Origin of the sequence: Xanthomonas prunicola, from assembly GCF_025266575.1 — a bacterium.
GTDB classification, from domain to species: domain Bacteria; phylum Pseudomonadota; class Gammaproteobacteria; order Xanthomonadales; family Xanthomonadaceae; genus Xanthomonas; species Xanthomonas prunicola.
On record NZ_CP096142.1, the window covers coordinates 920,187 to 938,049 of the forward strand.

Annotated in this window: 14 protein-coding genes; 6 read left to right on the forward strand and 8 right to left on the reverse strand. The window is 64.8% G+C overall.

From position 1 onward, the window contains the following. Positions 1-87: 87 nt before the first annotated feature. Entirely contained in the window at positions 88-2,223 is a 2,136-nt protein-coding gene (locus M0D43_RS03820) for a TonB-dependent siderophore receptor (protein ID WP_252163615.1), read from the forward strand. Positions 2,224-2,667: 444 nt separating this feature from the next. Continuing rightward, positions 2,668-3,720, forward strand: a complete 1,053-nt coding sequence (gene hpaM / locus M0D43_RS03825) for a type III secretion-associated outer membrane-bound protein HpaM (RefSeq protein ID WP_252163616.1) — start codon at positions 2,668-2,670, stop codon at positions 3,718-3,720. Positions 3,721-3,788: 68 nt separating this feature from the next. Here hpaM and asnB read toward each other — a convergent pair whose 3' ends face one another. The 8 genes from asnB to map form a co-directional block, all read right to left on the reverse strand. Further along, positions 3,789-5,483 (reverse strand): asparagine synthase B, encoded by a 1,695-nt coding sequence (gene asnB, locus M0D43_RS03830; protein ID WP_252163617.1) that lies wholly within the window; start codon positions 5,481-5,483, stop codon positions 3,789-3,791. Positions 5,484-5,777: 294 nt separating this feature from the next. After that, a complete protein-coding gene (gene dapE, locus M0D43_RS03835) occupies positions 5,778-6,908 on the reverse strand; it encodes a succinyl-diaminopimelate desuccinylase (RefSeq protein ID WP_260807973.1) in 1,131 nt (376 codons plus the stop codon). 19 nt (positions 6,909-6,927) lie between these two features. Further along, the gene (locus M0D43_RS03840) at positions 6,928-7,413 is read right to left on the reverse strand and encodes a GNAT family N-acetyltransferase (RefSeq protein ID WP_252163618.1); all 486 of its coding nucleotides are present in this window, start codon (positions 7,411-7,413) and stop codon (positions 6,928-6,930) included. Then, positions 7,410-7,766, reverse strand: coding sequence for an arsenate reductase (locus tag M0D43_RS03845; protein WP_252163619.1), 357 nt, complete (start codon positions 7,764-7,766; stop codon positions 7,410-7,412). Before M0D43_RS03845 ends, M0D43_RS03840 begins: the two co-directional genes overlap by 4 nt. Beyond that, the gene (locus tag M0D43_RS03850) at positions 7,763-8,236 is read right to left on the reverse strand and encodes a hypothetical protein (RefSeq protein ID WP_252163620.1); all 474 of its coding nucleotides are present in this window, start codon (positions 8,234-8,236) and stop codon (positions 7,763-7,765) included. Before M0D43_RS03850 ends, M0D43_RS03845 begins: the two co-directional genes overlap by 4 nt. Then, positions 8,233-9,432, reverse strand: a complete 1,200-nt coding sequence (gene dapD / locus M0D43_RS03855; RefSeq protein WP_252163621.1) for a 2,3,4,5-tetrahydropyridine-2,6-dicarboxylate N-succinyltransferase — start codon at positions 9,430-9,432, stop codon at positions 8,233-8,235. The genes M0D43_RS03850 and dapD overlap by 4 nt, the downstream gene beginning before the upstream one ends. A 17-nt stretch (positions 9,433-9,449) precedes the next feature. Beyond that, positions 9,450-12,059 carry a [protein-PII] uridylyltransferase gene (locus tag M0D43_RS03860; RefSeq protein WP_252163622.1) on the reverse strand — a complete coding sequence of 870 codons (2,610 nt, stop codon included), beginning with the start codon at positions 12,057-12,059 and terminating at the stop codon, positions 9,450-9,452. Then, the gene (gene map, locus M0D43_RS03865) at positions 12,056-12,832 is read right to left on the reverse strand and encodes a type I methionyl aminopeptidase (RefSeq protein WP_046963027.1); all 777 of its coding nucleotides are present in this window, start codon (positions 12,830-12,832) and stop codon (positions 12,056-12,058) included. The genes M0D43_RS03860 and map overlap by 4 nt, the downstream gene beginning before the upstream one ends. Before the next feature lie 318 nt (positions 12,833-13,150). Here map and M0D43_RS03870 point away from each other — a divergent pair, with 318 nt between their 5' ends. From M0D43_RS03870 to M0D43_RS03885, 4 genes are read left to right on the forward strand one after another with little or no spacing between them, the layout of a single operon-like run. Continuing rightward, on the forward strand, positions 13,151-13,675 hold the full coding sequence (locus tag M0D43_RS03870; protein WP_425510670.1) for a Csu type fimbrial protein: 525 nt from the start codon (positions 13,151-13,153) through the stop codon (positions 13,673-13,675). A gap of 8 nt (positions 13,676-13,683) precedes the next feature. Next, on the forward strand, positions 13,684-14,451 hold the full coding sequence (locus M0D43_RS03875; protein ID WP_252163624.1) for a fimbrial biogenesis chaperone: 768 nt from the start codon (positions 13,684-13,686) through the stop codon (positions 14,449-14,451). 16 nt (positions 14,452-14,467) lie between these two features. Further along, a complete protein-coding gene (locus M0D43_RS03880) occupies positions 14,468-16,819 on the forward strand; it encodes a fimbria/pilus outer membrane usher protein (RefSeq protein WP_260807974.1) in 2,352 nt (783 codons plus the stop codon). Next, entirely contained in the window at positions 16,816-17,850 is a 1,035-nt protein-coding gene (locus M0D43_RS03885; protein WP_260807975.1) for a Csu type fimbrial protein, read from the forward strand. Before M0D43_RS03880 ends, M0D43_RS03885 begins: the two co-directional genes overlap by 4 nt. Positions 17,851-17,863: the final 13 nt, after the last annotated feature.

Sequence of the window (17,863 nt, forward strand, 5' to 3'; positions counted from 1 at the left end):
GCCTTGTACCCCGCGGGCAGCGGCCTCTGCAATCAAGCGCTCACACCATGCTAAGATGCATTTGATAACCATTCCCATTAGTGACCAATGCGCCCCACGCTTCTTGTCACCGCGCTCGCCACTGCGCTCGCTCTGCATACCCAGCCTGCTCACGCTCAACACACCGCACCCACCGTGACCGAGCTGGATGGCGTGGATGTCGTCGGCCGTGCGCAGACCCTCTACAAATCCGAAGACGCTGCCGTTGCCACGCGCACCGATACGCCGCTGGCGCTGGTGCCGCAGTCGGTACAGGTCCTGCCGCGCGAGTTGATCGACGACCAGGCTGCGCGGCAGATCACCGATCTGTATCGCAGCATCAGCGGCATCAGCTTCTTCAGCTATGCCGGTGTGACCTTGCGCGGCTTCCGCCAGGAGAACGTACTGTACGACGGCCTGCGCGGCGACCCATACGCCGGCTTCTCGGTGCCGCAACTGTTCAACATCGAGCGCGTAGAAGTGCTCAAAGGCCCGGCCGGTGCGCTGTACGGCGGCGGCGAACCAGGTGGTGTCATCAATTATGTAACGCGCAAACCCGGCCATCAGGCGGCGCGGCGCGTGGAGCTGCAGGTCGGCAATCAATCCTTCGGTGCTGCCTCGTTCGAAGCCACCGGGCCGGCGCGCGAAGATGGCCGCATCCGCTACCGCATCGGCGCCTATGCCGATGGCGAAGACGGATTTCGCTGGAATACCGACAGCCAGAGCCAGATTGGCGATGCGTCGGTGGCCTTCGATATCGGCGATACCGGCGAACTGACCCTGCAGTACACCGACATCACCCAAAACCTTGGTGGCAACCGCCTGCGCGGCGTGCCGGTGGATAACGCCGGCAACTTCCTCACCGACCGGCGCTGGAACCACAACGAGCCCACCGACTTCCTGGACATGCGTGCCAAGGTGGCATTTGCACAGTACCGGTTTGCGCCATCCGGCGCCTGGGAGGTGGACATGGCGCTACGTTGGTTCAAGAACGACGAGCATCAGATCTATCACGAGCCGATGGGCTTGATCGACCGCGATCGCGATGGCACTGCCGAATGGATGACCCGACAGCTGCGCAATCAATACCGCGACAATGATGCGATCTCCAGCAACGTCAATGCGGTGTTCCGCACCAGCACCGGCGCAATCGAACACAAGCTACTGATGGGCGCGGACGGTTACCGCCTGGACGCCGATTTCCGCGCGCAAACCGCCAATACTGCCGACAGCGGACGCGTGCGTGGCCCGGTGCCGGGTATCGATCTGTTCAACCCGGTGTACGGGCGCAGCGGTTTCTACGATTACGGCTTGGACACCCTGCCCTGGCGCGCCACCAGCACGCGCAGTCAACGCTATGGCGCGTATCTGCAGGACGAACTCGCGCTGACTTCGCGCTGGTATGCAATGGCCGGGCTACGCTGGGACGGTTTCAAAGACGACAACCTGCTGGACGGCTCACGCGTCACCGGCAACGATCTCAGTTGGCGCGTCGGCAGCACCGTTGTGCTGCGCGAGGGCATCAACGCTTATGCAAGTTACGCCAGCGGTTTTCTGCCGCAGGACGCCGCCAATCAGGACAGCAGCGTGGGCGGCCCGTTCGCACCAGAACGCAGCACGCAATGGGAAGTCGGCCTGAAGACGGCGCTCAACGATGGCGGGCTCACACTCAACACGGCGCTGTATCGCATCGAGCGCAGCAACATCGTGCAGGCCAATGGCCGCATCGTCGATGGTGTCAATCAACTTTCTGCGCTTGGGCTGGTACGCAGCGAAGGCCTGGAAGTGGACCTATTGGCCGACCTCACCGAACGCTGGGTACTTAACCTCACCTACGCTTACAACGATGCACGCGTGCTCGATGCAGGCACCAACGGCATCACCAATGCGTCCGGTGATCGCTTCGCCAATGCACCGCGCAACACCTTCGGTCTATGGACACGCTACGACCTGCCAGCATGGCACTCGGCGATCGCCTTTGGTGCCGACTACGTGGGCGAACGCATCAGCCTGGACGGGCAGCGCGTCAAACCGTATGCCATTTACGACATCAGTTGGCAGACGCAGTGGGACGCGTGGAAATTGCAGATCAACGTCAAGAACCTGTTCGACAAGGTTTATGCGGTGAGCGGTTTCAATACCCGCGCCGGGCACTTTCCCGGCGAGCCGCGCCGCATCTACGCGCAGCTGGCTTACAGTTTCTGACGGTCGCGCAGTTGGTGTGCGCGGTGCGTCCGCCACCCGGTTGCGATGTCAGCGCGCATCATGCATCACGCGTGCGATGTGCGCTTGCGCAGCGCCGGCGTGACTCACGCTTCAAGTGTTGAATCACGCACGGGCTGCAGCGAGTCGCATGCAGACGCACGCGCCAACGGCTTGCAAACACTGCGCGAAGGGGCGAGCACCGTTGTTCGGTAGACGATCGCGACGCCGAATCCCTTTCGTTGCGTTAGCAATGTGACGCACGTCGGTCGATGCGACTGCGTGCACACCGAATGCAGCCTCAACTGCAGCGATGGAATGAACCTGCGCCGAATCGCGCCGCTGCGCATGGGCTGGAACTTAACGTCTGGTGGGACACACTAGAGCCCGTCGCGATGTGGAGATCTGCTCCACACATCGCCCTCTTCCCCACTGACCGGAATCCGCATGCCTTTGCTTGCCCGCTCTGTTTCCGCCCTGTTGCCACTGATGTTTGCGACGGCCTGCTCGGCCGCACCGCCAGCCAAATCCGGCCCACCGGATGCGCCTGTGGCTGCATGTACCGCCAAAGTACGTCCTGGCCAGGACCTGCAAAAGGCCATCGACAAACTGCCGCAAAGCGGCAAGCCGGCGGTGCTGTGCCTGGAAAAAGGCGAGTTCCCGCTCAATGGACTGGTGTCGATCCACCGCGGCAATTTCACCCTGCGCGGCCAAGGCCCCAGCACCATCGTGCGCATGGCCGACGGCGTGCAGCAGCCGGCCCTGGTCGTCGGCGATTACGAAAACCAACAGCCCACCGGCGTCATCCGCAATGTCAGCATCGAAGACATGCAGATCGTGGCCAGCACCGGCGACAAGGAGTTCATGCCCGAGCGCCCCTACTTGAGCAATAGCGCGGTGGTGGTGCGTTCCGGGCAAGGCATCCGGCTTGCCGGTCTGCAGGTCAACAAGTGCCGTAGCGCGTGCCTGCTGAGCGAATTCGATACCCGTGAGATCACCATCGAAAACAACGATGTGTCCGGTGCGATCTGGGACGGCGTGTCGTTCAACCGCACAGCGAAGGTCACGATGGTCAACAACTACATCCACGACAACGTGGCTGCTGGTTTAACCACCGAACACCTGGAAGATAGCGAGATCCGCAACAACCGCTTCGAGCGCAACGGCAGCCAAGGCATCTATCTCTCGGATGCGCGGCGCAATCGCTTCAGCAACAATCAGTTCGATGGCAACAAGGTGGCCGGTGTGTTCCTGGCCTGTGCGGTGCGTTATCGCACGCCCGAAATCCTGTGCTGGGACAACAGCATGAGCCAGGACAACGTGTTCGAGAACAACCGCTTCGCCAACACGCCATTTACCTACACCATCGGCGTAGACCGCGCTGCCAACTGCACGGCAGCCGACTTCAAGCCGAACCTGTGGCGCAACAACCAGGCCGATGTGGCCGGTGTGGATATCGATCCGCAGCGCTATGGCTACTGCGTGCGCCACGAGCAATAAGACACGTGCACCAAGCGCAGCGGCCGGCCGTGCAGCATTGCTCGCCGGCCGCTGCAGTTACGGCAGCCTTACGAGGCCAGCGCCTGCGCGTGCACCCCGGCAATCGCGCGGCCCGATGGGTCTGCCATCGCGGCAAAACTCGCATCCCAGGCGATCGCCGTCGGCGAAGAACAGGCAATCGACTTGCCGCCCGGCACGGTTTCCGCCGCTGCCTGACCGGGGAAAAATTGCTCGAACAAGGTGCGATAGAAATACGCTTCCTTGGTCTGCGGCGGGTTGACCGGATAGCGTCTGTCGGCGGCAGCGAGCTCACGGTCGCTGACGTTCGCTGCGGCATGCGCCTTCAGCCCATCGATCCAGCCATAGCCCACGCCGTCGCTGAACTGCTCCTTCTGACGCCACAGGATCGACTCGGGCAGATAGCCGGCGAAGGCTTCGCGCAACACGCCCTTTTCCATGCGCGTGGCGCCAGTGCTGGTCTTGTCGATCATCTTGAAACTGGCATCCATGCGCATTGCCACGTCCAGGAACTCGCGGTCCAGGAACGGCACGCGCGGCTCCACGCCCCAGGCCATCATCGACTTGTTGGCGCGCAGGCAATCGTAGTTGTTCAGCGCATCGAGCTTGCGCACCAGCTCTTCATGGAATTCGCGCGCGTTCGGCGCCTTATGGAAGTACAGGTAGCCGCCGAAGATCTCGTCGCTGCCTTCGCCGGACAGCACCATCTTGACACCCATCGCCTTGATCCGCCGCGCCAGCAAAAACATCGGTGTGGAGGCGCGAATGGTGGTGACGTCGTAGGTTTCGATGTGGCGAATGACGTCGGGCAACGCATCCAGGCCTTCTTCGAAGGTGTATTCGAAGCCGTGGTGCACGGTACCCAGCGCAGCGGCGGCCACCTCCGCTGCTGCCAGATCGGGCGAGCCTTGCAGCCCGATCGCGAAGGAATGCAGGCGCGGCCACCATGCTTCGGTAGTGTCGTTTTCTTCGACGCGGTGACGGGCGTAGCGCGCAGCAACTGCTGCAACCAACGAGGAATCCAGCCCGCCCGACAACAGCACGCCATACGGCACGTCGGTCATCAGCTGACGGTGCACGGCACGCTCAAAGGCTTCGCGTAATTCCTGCAGCTGCACCTGCACACCTTCCACCTCGGCATATTCGCGCCAGGCGCGCTCGTAGTAACGGCTCAGTGCGCCGGTGGCGCTGTCGTACCAATGGCCGGGCGGGAACTGCGCCGCATCGGCGCAATCGTCCACCAGCGATTTCAATTCCGACGCCACCCGCAGACGGCCTTCGCGGTCGTGCCCCCAGTACAGCGGCACGACACCGATCGGGTCGCGCGCGATGATCACCCGCCCGGCTGCCTTGTCCCACAGCGCGAACGCAAAGATGCCGTTGAGGCGATTGAGATACGAGGCCGGCGCATCTTCGCGATACAACGCATTGATCACCTCGCAATCGGAGCCGGTCTGGAACGCATATGGCTGCCGCAGTTCGGCCTTGAGTTCGCGATGGTTGTAGATCTCGCCATTGACAGCCAGAGCGAGCTGCCCGTCCTCGGACAGCAATGGCTGCGAGCCGCCAGCCGGGTCGACGATGGCCAGGCGCTCGTGCACCAGGATGGCCCCGGCATCGACGTACACGCCGCTCCAGTCGGGACCGCGGTGGCGCTGCCGCTGCGAACATTCCAGTGCCTGCCGGCGCAGCGCCTGCAAGTCGTCACCAGGTTGCAGGTCAAAAATACCGAAGATGGAACACATGGAAATACTCCTGAAAAACTGCGGGGGTTGGCGGCCGGTGAGATAGCGTGCTGCATGGAAATGACACCCATAAAAAAACCCGCATCGGCCGATGCGGGTTTTCTGATTCCTGGGCGTTTGGTGGACGTCGCCTAGTCGCAGACCCGCATCGGCCGCGCACGATTATTCGCGCGCAGGTTGTTGCGGTTGGCGTTATTGCGGTTGGCGAGGAAGATAACCATGGAGCCGACGCTAACCGTTCGGTTTCACCGGCGCAACTGTTTCAGCGGCAACGACGGCGTGCACGCCGCTCGCTCACCTGACCAGCAAGCGCTCGATCAGCGTGCGATACAGCGCTGGCAGTGCTTGAAGATCGGCCACGCGCACGTGCTCATCGACCTGATGAATGCTGGCGTTGACCGGACCGACTTCGATGCACTGCGCGCCCAATGGCGCGATAAAGCGTGCGTCCGAGGTGCCCCCCCCCGTGCTCTCTTCCGGCGGCGCACCGGCGAACTCGCCCAACACCTCACGCGCGACGCTGCGCAACCGCCCTTCCGGGGTATAGAACGGCTCGCCGCTGCGATGCCAGCGCAGCGCGTAGTCCAGCGCATGCCGATCGAGCAATGCAGTGATCTCGGCCTCCAGGCGCGGCGCGTCCCAATGCGGCGTGTAGCGTAGATTGAAGGCCACCTGCAGCTCGCCGGGAATCACATTATTGGCGCCGGTGCCGGCATGGATGTTGGAGAGTTGCAGGCTGGTCGGCGGGAAGCTTTCGAAGCCGTCGTCCCATTGCCGCGCGACTAGTTCGGCCAGCGCAGGCGCTGCCAGATGGATCGGATTGCGCGCCTTGTGCGGGTACGCCACATGCCCCTGCACTCCCTTCACGGTCAGCGTGCCGGACAAGCTGCCGCGACGGCCGACGCGCAACAGATCGCCCAAGCGCTCGGTGGACGATGGCTCGCCGGTAATGCACCAATCGATCGCCTGCCCGCGTTCGCGGAATATGTCGGCGACCCGGCGCACGCCATCGATGGCATCGCCCTCTTCGTCCGAGGTCAACAGCACCGCCAACGTGCCGGAATGCGTGGGGTGCGCGGCGACGAACCGCTCTGCGGCGACCACGAACGCGGCGACGCTGCCCTTCATGTCTGCCGCACCACGCCCGTACAGCACGCCATCGCGAATCTGCGGATCGAACGGATCGCTGGTCCACGCCTCGCGCGGGCCCGGCGGCACCACATCGGTATGCCCGAGCAACACCAGCACTGGCGCACCGCTGCCATGGGTTGCCCACAGATTGTCGACCTCACCCAAGTGCAGGTGTTCGCAGGCGAAGCCCGCGGCAGTCAGGCGCCCTGCAAGCAGTGCTTGGCAGCCAGCATCGTCGGGGGTCACCGAGGCGCGTGCGATCAGATCGCAGGTCAGCTCCAGCACATCGTTCATGTCGTCAGGCCTTATGTGATCACACGGTTGATGCATGCATCGCTGGGGCGGCATCCGGGCCATGCCACTGCATCGCCTGCACGCGCACCGCAAAACGCTCGTTTCCCGGCATGCGGCCGCCGTGGCTGCCGGTGACGACGAAGCCGCAGCGTTGGTAGAACGCCAGTGCTGCGTCATTTCCTTCCAGCAATTCCAACGACAGGCCGTTCGGACGATCCTGCTGGACCGCTGCAACAAGCGCTGCGCCAACACCGCGCCGTTGCGCGTCCGGCGCCACGTACAGCCAGGCGAGTTCCTGCGCATCGTAGGCAACGAAACCCATCACGCGTCTATCCAGCTCGGCCACGCGCAGCGTGTAGTCAAACAGTGACTCACGCTCGGCGGCGATCGGCAGGGGCAGGAATGCTTCGGGCAAGCCGGCCGCTCGCAGCTCTTGCTGCCGCGCCGCATCGTGCACGGCACACAGCTGAAGCCAGTCCTCGCCCTGGTAGGGCCGCACGTTCACTCGACGCCGAACCGCTTCTTGAAGCCGTTATCGGAGAATCCCTGGCTCAACGCGCCATCGTCAGTCACGACCACGGGCCGTCGGATCAGCTGCGGATACTCGCGCAGCAGCAGCTTCCATTCGGCATGCGAGCCAGGCGTTTTTTTGTTGTCGGGCAGCTGCCGCCAGGTGGTCGAAGACTTGTTGATCAAGGCATCGAAGCCGCCCGCCTGTTCGGCCCAGGCGACCAGCGTCTCCGGCTCCGGCTTGTGCTCGCGGTAATCGACGAACGTATAGGCCAAGCCGAAGCGGTCCAGCCACTTGGTCGCCTTCTTGCAGGTATCGCAATTCTTCAATCCGTAGAGCGTGGTCATGGTGTGCCCTTCTCGACTGCGCGGCGCGCGCTTGCGCGTGCCGACAGTGTGTTTGCCAATTGATGGTGTTCAAGGCCGCGTGCCGGGAGAAACACCACATCGGCGCGTGGGCCATGGAATTTCAGCGCCATCCGCAGCGGCGGAATCAGCCCTGCGACATCGACGCGGCGCAGCTCGGCAAGATCCACGCGCTGCGATCGTCCTTGTTGGACGATCTCCAGCGCATTGCCCGCATCGCAGACCTGCGCCCATCGGGTAGACGCCCACGTCAGACGCAAGCTCAGGACCACCATGAGTGCAGGCCCCAGCCAACGCAGAATGTCCAGCTGCTGCGGAACGCTATCGCGCATCAGCGAGCCGGCAGCGTAGACCGCCCCCCATCCCAACCATAGGGCCGGGATGCCCCAACGGATCCAGCCACTGGGCGAACGTGACAGCATGGCGCCGAACACAGGCTGTGTCGTACTCAATCGGCCAGACCGCGCAGCAAGTCGTTGACGCTGGTCTTGCTGCGCGTCTTGGCATCCACCTGCTTGACGATCACCGCACAGTACAGCGAGTGCGAGCCGTCCTTGGAGGGCAACTGGCCGGACACCACCACGCTGTAAGGCGGCACGTATCCATAGGAAATTTCGCCGGTGGCGCGGTTGTAGATGCGTGTGCTCTGGCCGATGAACACGCCCATGCCGATCACGCTGTGGTGGCCGATGACGACGCCCTCCACTACTTCCGAACGAGCGCCGATGAAGCAATGATCTTCGATGATGGTGGGGCTGGCCTGTAGCGGTTCGAGCACGCCACCGATGCCGGCACCGCCGGACAGATGGCAATGCTTGCCGATCTGCGCACACGAACCCACCGTGGCCCAGGTGTCGACCATGGTGCCTTCACCGACATACGCACCGATATTGGTGAAGCTGGGCATCAGCACTACGTCCTTGCCGAAGTAACTGCCGCGCCGCGCCACCGCGCCCGGCACCACACGCACGCCGGCCTTGCGGAATTCGGCTTCATGGAAGCCGGCAAAGCGCGATTCCACCTTGTCCCAGAACGGCGCAGGCTGCGCATCGATCACCGCCATCTCGTTGACGCGAAAATACAGCAGCACGGCTTTTTTCAACCACTCGTTGACGGTCCAGCCGCCCTGCCCATTCGGCTCGGCGACGCGGAATTCGCCGCTCTCCAGGCCGTCGATCACGCGCGTGACCATTGCGCGCGTGGAGCCGTCGATCTCGTCCATGGTCAACGTCGCGCGACGTTCGAATGCGCTTTCGATACCGAATTTGAGTTCATCGCTGCCGACCTGCGTTGCGGCGCTGTGCACGGCCTGCTCGGCAATCGGCAGCGTCTTTGCCGCAGCAGCCTTCTTGCCGGCCGGTGCACAGATCACCTTAGTCGGCTGCTTGACCACGCGCGGCGCAGCGGCCGTCGTCGTCTTGCCGACAGCTTTCTGTGCAGCAGTCTTCTTGCCTGCTGCGTCAGGTGTGGCAGTCTTTTTGCCGACAGCGCCAGCAGTGGCGCTCTTCTTGCCCACGCCGACAAGCGGCGTGGAGGCGGCGGCGACCGTCGCCTTGGCAGCCTTGCCGCGCGTTGCGCCCGTGGACTTGGACGCTGCGTTGGTGGTGGTCGCGCTCTGCTTGCGCGCGGTCTTCTTGCTGGTGGCCATGGGGGGTCTCCGGAGGGCTAGACAGGGTCGAGGCAGGCGCATAGCGCATCGCGCAGGGCCTGCCGGGCGGATTCGGACAACGGGCGGTCGTGCTCGTCGGTGATCTGGAACTGGTCTTCGGCGCGCTCGCCGAAGGTGGCGATGCGCGCGTCGTGCACGCGCAGGTTCTGCATGCGCAACACATGCGCGACATCGGCGAGCAGACCGGGACGGTCGGGCGCGACCAGACTGATGCGGGTGCGGCGGCCGCCCGCGCTTTCGCTGAATTCCACCCGCGGTGCGAAGCGGAAATGCCGCAACTGGCGCGGCACCGCGCGCCGTGACGGGCGCACCTTCTGCAGGTCGCCGGCCAGCACCTGGCGCAGCGTTGCCGCCAGCCGCTGCGGGTCGCCGTCGGCGTAGGTGTCCCGCGGCAGCACTTCGAACACGTCGAAGATCGCATCGTGTGGCGCATCCAGCACGCGTGCACGGTGAATACCGTAGCCCTTGCGATCGAGCGTGGCCACGATGGCCGCAAACAGCCCATCGCGGTCCGTCGAATACACGAACACTTCCAGCGCATCGTTGTCCGGCACCGCGCGACGTGCCTTGACCAGGGTCTGGCCGATGTCCACTTCGATCAGCGACGCTGCCTGCCAGGCCAATTGCTCGGGACGGAAGCGCAGGAAGTTCTCGTCCGGCATGCCGGCGAATTGCCGGTCGATGGTGGCATCGTCATGCCCTTGCGCCTGCATCAGTGCACGTGCGGAATCGCGCGCTTCGCGTAGGCGTTCTTCGCGCGGCGGCGGATGCTCCAGACCTTCGCGCAAGGCGCGACGCGCGGCGAAATACAAATCCGCCAACAAGCGATCTTTCCATGCATTCCACAACTTGGGACTGGTGCCGGCAATGTCGGCGCAGGTGAGTAGATACAAGTAATCCAGCCGTTCGCGCGTGCCGACCAGGGTGGCGAAACGGTGGATCACCTCCGGGTCGGAGATGTCCTGTTTCTGCGCGGTGACCGACATGCGCAAGTGCTGCTCCACCAGCCAGGTCACCAGTTCGGTATCGCCTTCGCTGAGGCGATGCGCAAGGCAGAACGCGCGCGCATCGACCGCACCCAGCTCGGAATGATCGCCGCCGCGGCCCTTGGCGATATCGTGAAACAGCCCGGCCAGCAGCAGCAATTCCGGCTTGCGCAGACGCGGCCAGACTTCATGCGCGATCGAAAACCGCTCGTCCGCACGGCCAGCGGCAAACAGCGCGATGTTCCGCAACACCATCAAGGTGTGCTGATCCACCGTGTAGACATGGAAGAGGTCGAACTGCATGCGCCCGGACACACTGGCAAATGCCGGAATCCACTGCCCCAGCACGCCCAGCCGCGCCATACGATTGAGCGTATCCACCGCGCGCGGACCGCGCAGCAGCGCCATGAAACGATCGCGCGTAGCGGCATCGGCCACGTCATAGGCCGGCAGTTGCTGCAGCACTTCGGCCAGCGCACGCGCAGTCAACGAATGCAGGCCGCGCACCTCGCGATGTGCCGCCCATTGCGCGAACAGTGCGAACACTTGCAACACATCGTCGCCCGGCCAGCTCTCCGAGTCGGCAGCCAGATAGCCGCGACGCAGGCTGAAGCCGCCGCCCAGCGGTTCCGGTGTCGCTTCGCCATCGAACTGCTCTTCGAAGCGCTGCAGCAGTCGGTCGCTGATGCGGCGAATCAACGCAGCGCTGCGATAAAAGCGCTGCATCATTTTTTCCACGCCCAGGCTTTCCAGGTCGTCGGCAAACCCCAGCCGCTCGGCGAGGGTCTTTTGATAATCGAAACGCAAGCGCTCTTCGGGCCGGTTGGCCACGGTGTGCAGACCGAAACGCAGACGGGCGAGCTCTTCGCGCTCGCGACGCAGCGCGGTTGCTTCGTCGAAACCCACATGACCCAGCCCGACCAAGGCCTCCAAGTCCTTGACCCCGAACGCACGCAGCGCCATCCAACCCAGCGTCTGCAGATCGCGCAGACCGCCGGGGCCATCCTTGATGTCGGGTTCGAGGTTGTCGGCGGTGTCGCCGAAGCGCTGATGGCGCGCCAGCAATTCCTCGCGCTTGGCTTGGAAGAAATCGCGCGGCGGCCAGACCTGTGGCGGCGCAATTGCCGCTGCCAGTGCTGCGCGCGCGGCGGCATCGGCCACCAGTGCGCGCGATTCGATCAAGGCAGTGAGCACGGTCTGATCGGCGGCCGCCACCGTGCACTGCGCCGGTGAGCGCACCGCGTGGCTGATCGGCAGACCCACATCCCACAGCAGCGCAAACAAGCGCGCCAAGGCCTGCTCATGCTGCTGCTGCGCAGCGCTTTCTCCCAGCACCAACACATCCACATCCGAGCGCGGGAACAGTTCGCCGCGCCCGTAGCCGCCAACCGCATGCAATGACAAACCGCTATCGGCCGGAATGCAGCGGGTCCAGGCATTGCGCATCAATTGGTCGACCGCGCGTGCGCGCAGTGCCACCAGGCGCTCGATCGGTTCACCCTGATCGAAGCGCTTGCACAGCCGCATGTCCGCATGCACCAGCAGCGGACGGGCCTGTGCGGCCCATTCCGCGTCGCCGGCGACGCCCGGGTCGGGTCGCTCCGCCGGCGTCTCCGTCATACCGGTGCCGGCGAATTGGCCGACAGCGTCAGCACATCCACGCCGTCTTCGGTGACTGCCACCATGTGTTCCCACTGCGCAGACAACTTGCGGTCCTTGGTGACCACGGTCCAGCCATCCGGCAGCGTCTTATGGTGATAGGTGCCTTCGTTGATCATCGGTTCGATCGTGAAGGTCATGCCCGGCTTGAGCACCAGCCCTTCGCCCGGACGTCCGTAATGCATCACCTGCGGCTCGTCGTGATAGACCTTGCCGATGCCGTGGCCGCAGTAATCGCGCACCACGCTGAAACGCTCGGCCTCGGCAAACTTCTGGATCGCGTGGCCCACATCGCCCAGCGTGGCGCCCGGCTTGACCGCCCGGATGCCGCGCCACATGGCTTCATAGGTCGTGTCCACCAGGCGCTTGGCCATCACCGACGGGGTGCCCACGTAGTACATGCGACTGGTGTCGCCGTGCCAGCCGTCCTTGATCACGGTGACATCGATATTGACGATGTCGCCGTCCTTCAACACCTTGGCTGCGCTCGGAATGCCGTGGCAGATCACGTTGTTGACCGAGGTGCATACGCTTTTGGGAAAGCCGCGATAGCCGACATTGGCAGGAATGGTGCCCTGCACGTTGACGATGTGGTCGTGGCAGATGCGGTCCAGCTCGGCAGTGGTCACGCCCGGCTTGACGTGCGGGCCAACGATGTCGAGCACCTCGGCGGCCAGACGGCCGGCGACGCGCATCAGTTCGATTTCTTCTTTAGTTTTTAGATTGACGCTCATGGACGCGATTATCGCCGATTCGGGCTGAATCTGAACGACCCACGCCTGCGTTTTTTGCAGGAACTCGCAGCGTGGCGACGAGCGAACGGTGCAGCAGAAACCCGTCGCAGCCGCCTATTCATGTGTGACGCAGCGCATCCCGCGTCAAAACCTGCATTAACGAAGCCATCCGCAGGACATCGCATTTTCACGAAAAATACCTGCCGAGACAGCGAGATAGCATGTGAATTTCGCGTTATTTTTGGCACAGTTAATGCATCGCAGGGAAAGCGACGACCCGTCGCATCATCAATGACCAGAACGGTCAAGGAAATGTCCATGCATACTGTCCGCCCTGTCCTGCTGTCCCTCGGCCTCCTCTCGACCATTGGCATGGCGAGCGCGGCAGACACCACCACTTTCAACGTCAAGATCGCGGTCACCAAGGCCTGCACGATCACCGCCGCGTCCGCCACGGACGTCGACTTCGGCTCGGTGCTCTCGACCTCGACCGCCAATGCGGACGCCAACGGCAGCGTGACCGCCCAATGCACCGCGTTGACGCCGTACAACATCGCACTGAGCGCGGGCAGCAATGCCGGTACCGCCAACGACGTCACCACCCGCCGCATGAAAAATACCGACGCGCTGGTGACCACCAACAACTTCATTGCTTACCAGCTCTACCAGGATTTGGGCCGCAGCACGGTCTGGGGCAGCACCACCGGCACCAACACGCTTAGCCGCACCGCCACCGGCCTGAATCAGGTCTACCCGGTCTACGGTCGCGTGACCAACCCGTCGGCCAGCAATCCCGCGACCGGTAGTTACCAGGACACGATCACTGCGACGATCGTCTATTGAGCACGCGCATGCCTGTGCATCACCTGTTGTCACGTTTACCTGCCTGGCTGATGTCGGCCGGGCTGGCGACGCCGCTGGTCATGGCCAACGGCGTCCTGCCGACGCCGGCACATGCAGCCAGCCTGCAGCTGGCGCCCACATCGCTGAGCCTGAGCGCCCAGCAGACCGCAGACGGCCTGTGGCTGAGCAACAGCGGCAGCGCGCCGGTCCAGGTGCAGACCCGCGCCTATCGCTGGACCCAACGCGACGGGCAGGATCAGCTCGATCCCACCCAGGATCTGCTGATCAGCCCGCCGATGCGCACCCTGGCCGCCGGCGAGCGCCAGTTGATCCGGGTGATCCGCGCCGGGCCGGCCCCAAGCGGGCAGGAGCAGTGTTACCGCATCATCGTCGACGAGCTGCCCAGCGCCGATGCCGATCGCAAAGGCATGCAGTTCGTGCTGCGTTACTCGGTGCCGATCTTCCTGCTGCCGCCCGGCAACACCGAACCTGCGCCGGACCTGAGCGCGCAAGTGGTTGCCGGCAGCGATGGCAAGGCGCAGATCCAGATCAGCAACACCGGCAACGGACATGCCCAGGTCGCCGACCTGCGGCACCAAGTCGATGGCGCGACCACGACCGCATTGAATGGCTTGGTGGGTTATGTGCTGCCAGGCCAGACCATGCGTTGGTCGCTGGGTGCGCCGCTGGCGCAGTTCGGCCGCGGCACCATCATCGCAAGGATCAATGGTGAGGCTGACGAACGCACCTTGTCGGCCGCGCCGACGGCGCCTTGATGCGGTGCGGCTGGCGATGACGCTGCTTGCGACCGCCAGCTGCCTGAGCAGTGCCGCAGCCGTCGATCTGGCCGACGTGGCGTCGCTTCCCGATCAGCCGCCGCCCAGCGCCACGCCACAGCCGCAAACGCTGTATCTGGACGTGACCTTGAACCAGGCCGACCGCGGCCTGGCGCCGTTCGAACTGGTCGACGGCCGGCTGCGCGGCGCGGTGGACACCCTGCGCAAACTCGGCTTCATCCTGGCCGACCGCGCCCCTGGCGAATTGGTCGATCTGGACCGCCTGCCCGACGTGGAAGTGCGCTACGACGCCGCGCTGCAGCGGCTCGCGCTGCAGGTGCCGCTGGCGCAGCTGTCGTTGTCCACCACGGTGCTGAAAGCAGAAGAAGTGGCACCGCCCAGCGCCACCGCATCGCCAGGCATGCTAGTCAATTACGACCTGTATGCCACCCGCAACGCCGGCGTCAGCAGCGCGTCGCTGGCCACCGAAGTGCGCGCCTTCGGCATCGGCCGCGGCATGGTCGACACCACCGCGGTCTTTCTGGCCTACGACCGCCCACAGGACAACCGCTGGCGCAGCGAAGCGGTGCGCCTGGACAGCGCCTGGCAGATGGATTTCCCCGACAGCGCCACCAGCCTCACCGTCGGCGACTTCTACAGCGGCTTCGTCGACTGGAGCCGCTCGATCCGCCTGGGCGGCGTGCAGATCGGCCGCAACTACGCCTTGCAGCCGTACCGCGTGCTGACGCCCACGCCCAGCTTCCTGGGCGAAGCGACCGTGCCTTCGACCGTGGAGCTCTACGTCGACGGGCTGCGCCAGTACAGCGGCCAGGTGCCGGCCGGACCCTTCCAGCTGGCCGCACAGCCGGGCATCAGCGGCACTGGCCAGGCGCAGATCGTGGTGACCGACGCCTTCGGCCAGGTGCGCCGGCTCGACTTTGCGTTCTACGGCACGCCCCAGTTGCTGGCGCGCGGCGTTTCCGAATGGTCGGCGGGCATCGGCCATCTGCGTCAGGACTACGGCGTGCGCTCGTTCTCGTATGAATCGCGCACGGTGGCCAGCGCCACCCTGCGCAAGGGCCTGCGCGATGACGTCACCGTTGAGGCGCATGCCGAAGCAGGCGGCGGCGTGGCCAATGCCGGCGCCGGCGGCGTGTGGCTGCTCGGGCCCGGCGGCGTGGTCAACGCCGCGTATGCGCATAGCCGGATGGGCGGGCTGCGCGGCGGCCAGTATGTGCTGGGCTTCGCCTGGAACAACCGTCGCTTCAACTTCAATCTAGGTACCCAGCGCACCCACGGCGACTACCGCGACCTGGGCGCGCTGCAAGGCGCGTTGCCGGCACGCATCAGCGACCGCGCGGTGTTCGGCGTCAACGTCAATGCGATCGGCTCGCTGGGCACCAGCTACGTGCGGCTGAGTTATCCCCAGGGCGACACCTCGCGCTACGCCAGCCTGTTCTGGTCGCGCAGCTTCGGGCGCAACTGGGCCGCCAACCTGTCCGGCAACCAGAACCTGGATCTGCGCAGCGACCGCAGCCTGTACCTGTCGCTGTCGACCACCTTCGGCGAGTTGCGCCAGGCCAGCGCTTCGATGCAGCGCAACGGCAACCGCACCGGATTCGTCGCCGATGTGAGTCAGCCGCTGCCCGGCGACGGCGACCTGGGCGGCATCGGCTGGCGCGTGCAGGGACGGGCCGGCGACGACGCCAATGGCGGGCTGGCCGAACTGGGCTGGTTGAATCGGGCCGGCCGCTACAACCTCGGCGCGGCCAATCAGGACGGCGACAGCTTCGGCTACGCCAGCGCCAGTGGCAGCCTGGTATGGATGAACGGGAGCGGCTTTGCCGCGCGCGACATCCAGGATGCCTTTGCGGTGGTCTCCACCGACGGCCAGGCCGGCATCCCGGTGCGGCTGGAGAATCGTCTAATCGGCGTCACCGACGCACGTGGCATGCTGCTGGTGACACCGCTGCAATCGTGGCAACGCAATCAATTGTCGATCGATACCCTGAACCTGCCGGCGGACCTGCGCGTGGATCGCGTCGAAACCACGGTGACGCCGCGCCAACAATCCGGGGTGGCGGTGCGCTTCGGCATCACCCGCGTGCGCGCGGCGATCATCGTGTTGCACGACGCGCAGGGCGCGCCGTTGCCGGTGGGTAGCGTGGTGCAGCGCGAAGGCGACGGCGAGCGGGTGGTGGTCGGCTACGACGGCGAGACCTATCTGGACAACCTGCAGCGCGACAACCGCCTGCTGGTCGAATCGCCGAACGGGCGCTGCACCGTGCAGTTCGCCTACCCAGCCGCTCCCGGCGGGATTCCGCGCGTCGGCCCGCTGGCCTGTCTGGCTGAGCAGAACACACCATGAGCATGCACCCACTCTGGCGCATGCTGCTGGCACTGACGATCGCCACGCTGTGGCTTGCGCCCACCCAGGTCGCGCGCGCCGACACCACCTGCACCGCCACCCTGGGCACCTCGCTGGCGTTCGGCAATGTCGCGACCAACGGCACCAGCGATGCGGTGGCGACGCTCAACGTGTCCTGTTCGACCGCCGCGCTCAGCGTCCTGGGCTATGCGCAGGTGAGCCTGTGCCTGGACCTGGGGCCAGGCAGCGCCAGCGGCGGCCTGTACGCACCGCGCCAGCTGCGCAACACCACCGGCGACAGCCTGGACTTCCAGATCTACAGCAACGCCTCGCGCACCCAGATCTGGGGCGCCACCGCATCGGCCACCCCCTCACCGGTTCTGTTGACGCTGTCGTACGGTGTCCCGGTGATCACCGGCGGCTCGCAGACCACCAGCGTCACCCTGTACGGGCGCATTCCGGCCAACCAGATCCTGTCGATCGGCAACCACACCAGCAGTTTCGGCGGCGCAGACACGGTGCTGCGCTACTCCTACAACGAGAGCGTCATCGGCATGCCGCCGGCACCGAGCAGTTGTACCGCTGGTGGCAGCGGCGCCAAGACCGCCAGCAACGCGTTCCCGTTCACCGCCTCGGCCAACGTGCCGGCCCGCTGCAATACCTACGTCACCACCGATCTGGATTTCGGCAGCATCGCCGGCAGCATCAACTCGGCCATCGACCGCACCTCCACCATCAGCCTGGCCTGTACCAACCGCACCGCCTGGAACATCGGCCTGGACAACGGCGTCAACGCCAGCGGCGGCACCCGACGCATGCGCCACGCCTCCAGCGCCAACTATGTGACCTACCAGCTTTACCGGGATGCCGGGCGCGCCAACCTCTGGGGCACCACAATCGGCGTGGACACGCTCGCCGGCACCGGCAACGGCGTGACCCAGACGGTCACCGTTTACGGCCGTGCGCCCGGCGCGCAATTGCCCATCGCAGGGGCCTACAACGACACGGTGACGGTCTCCATCACTTACTGACAGTTAATAAAGT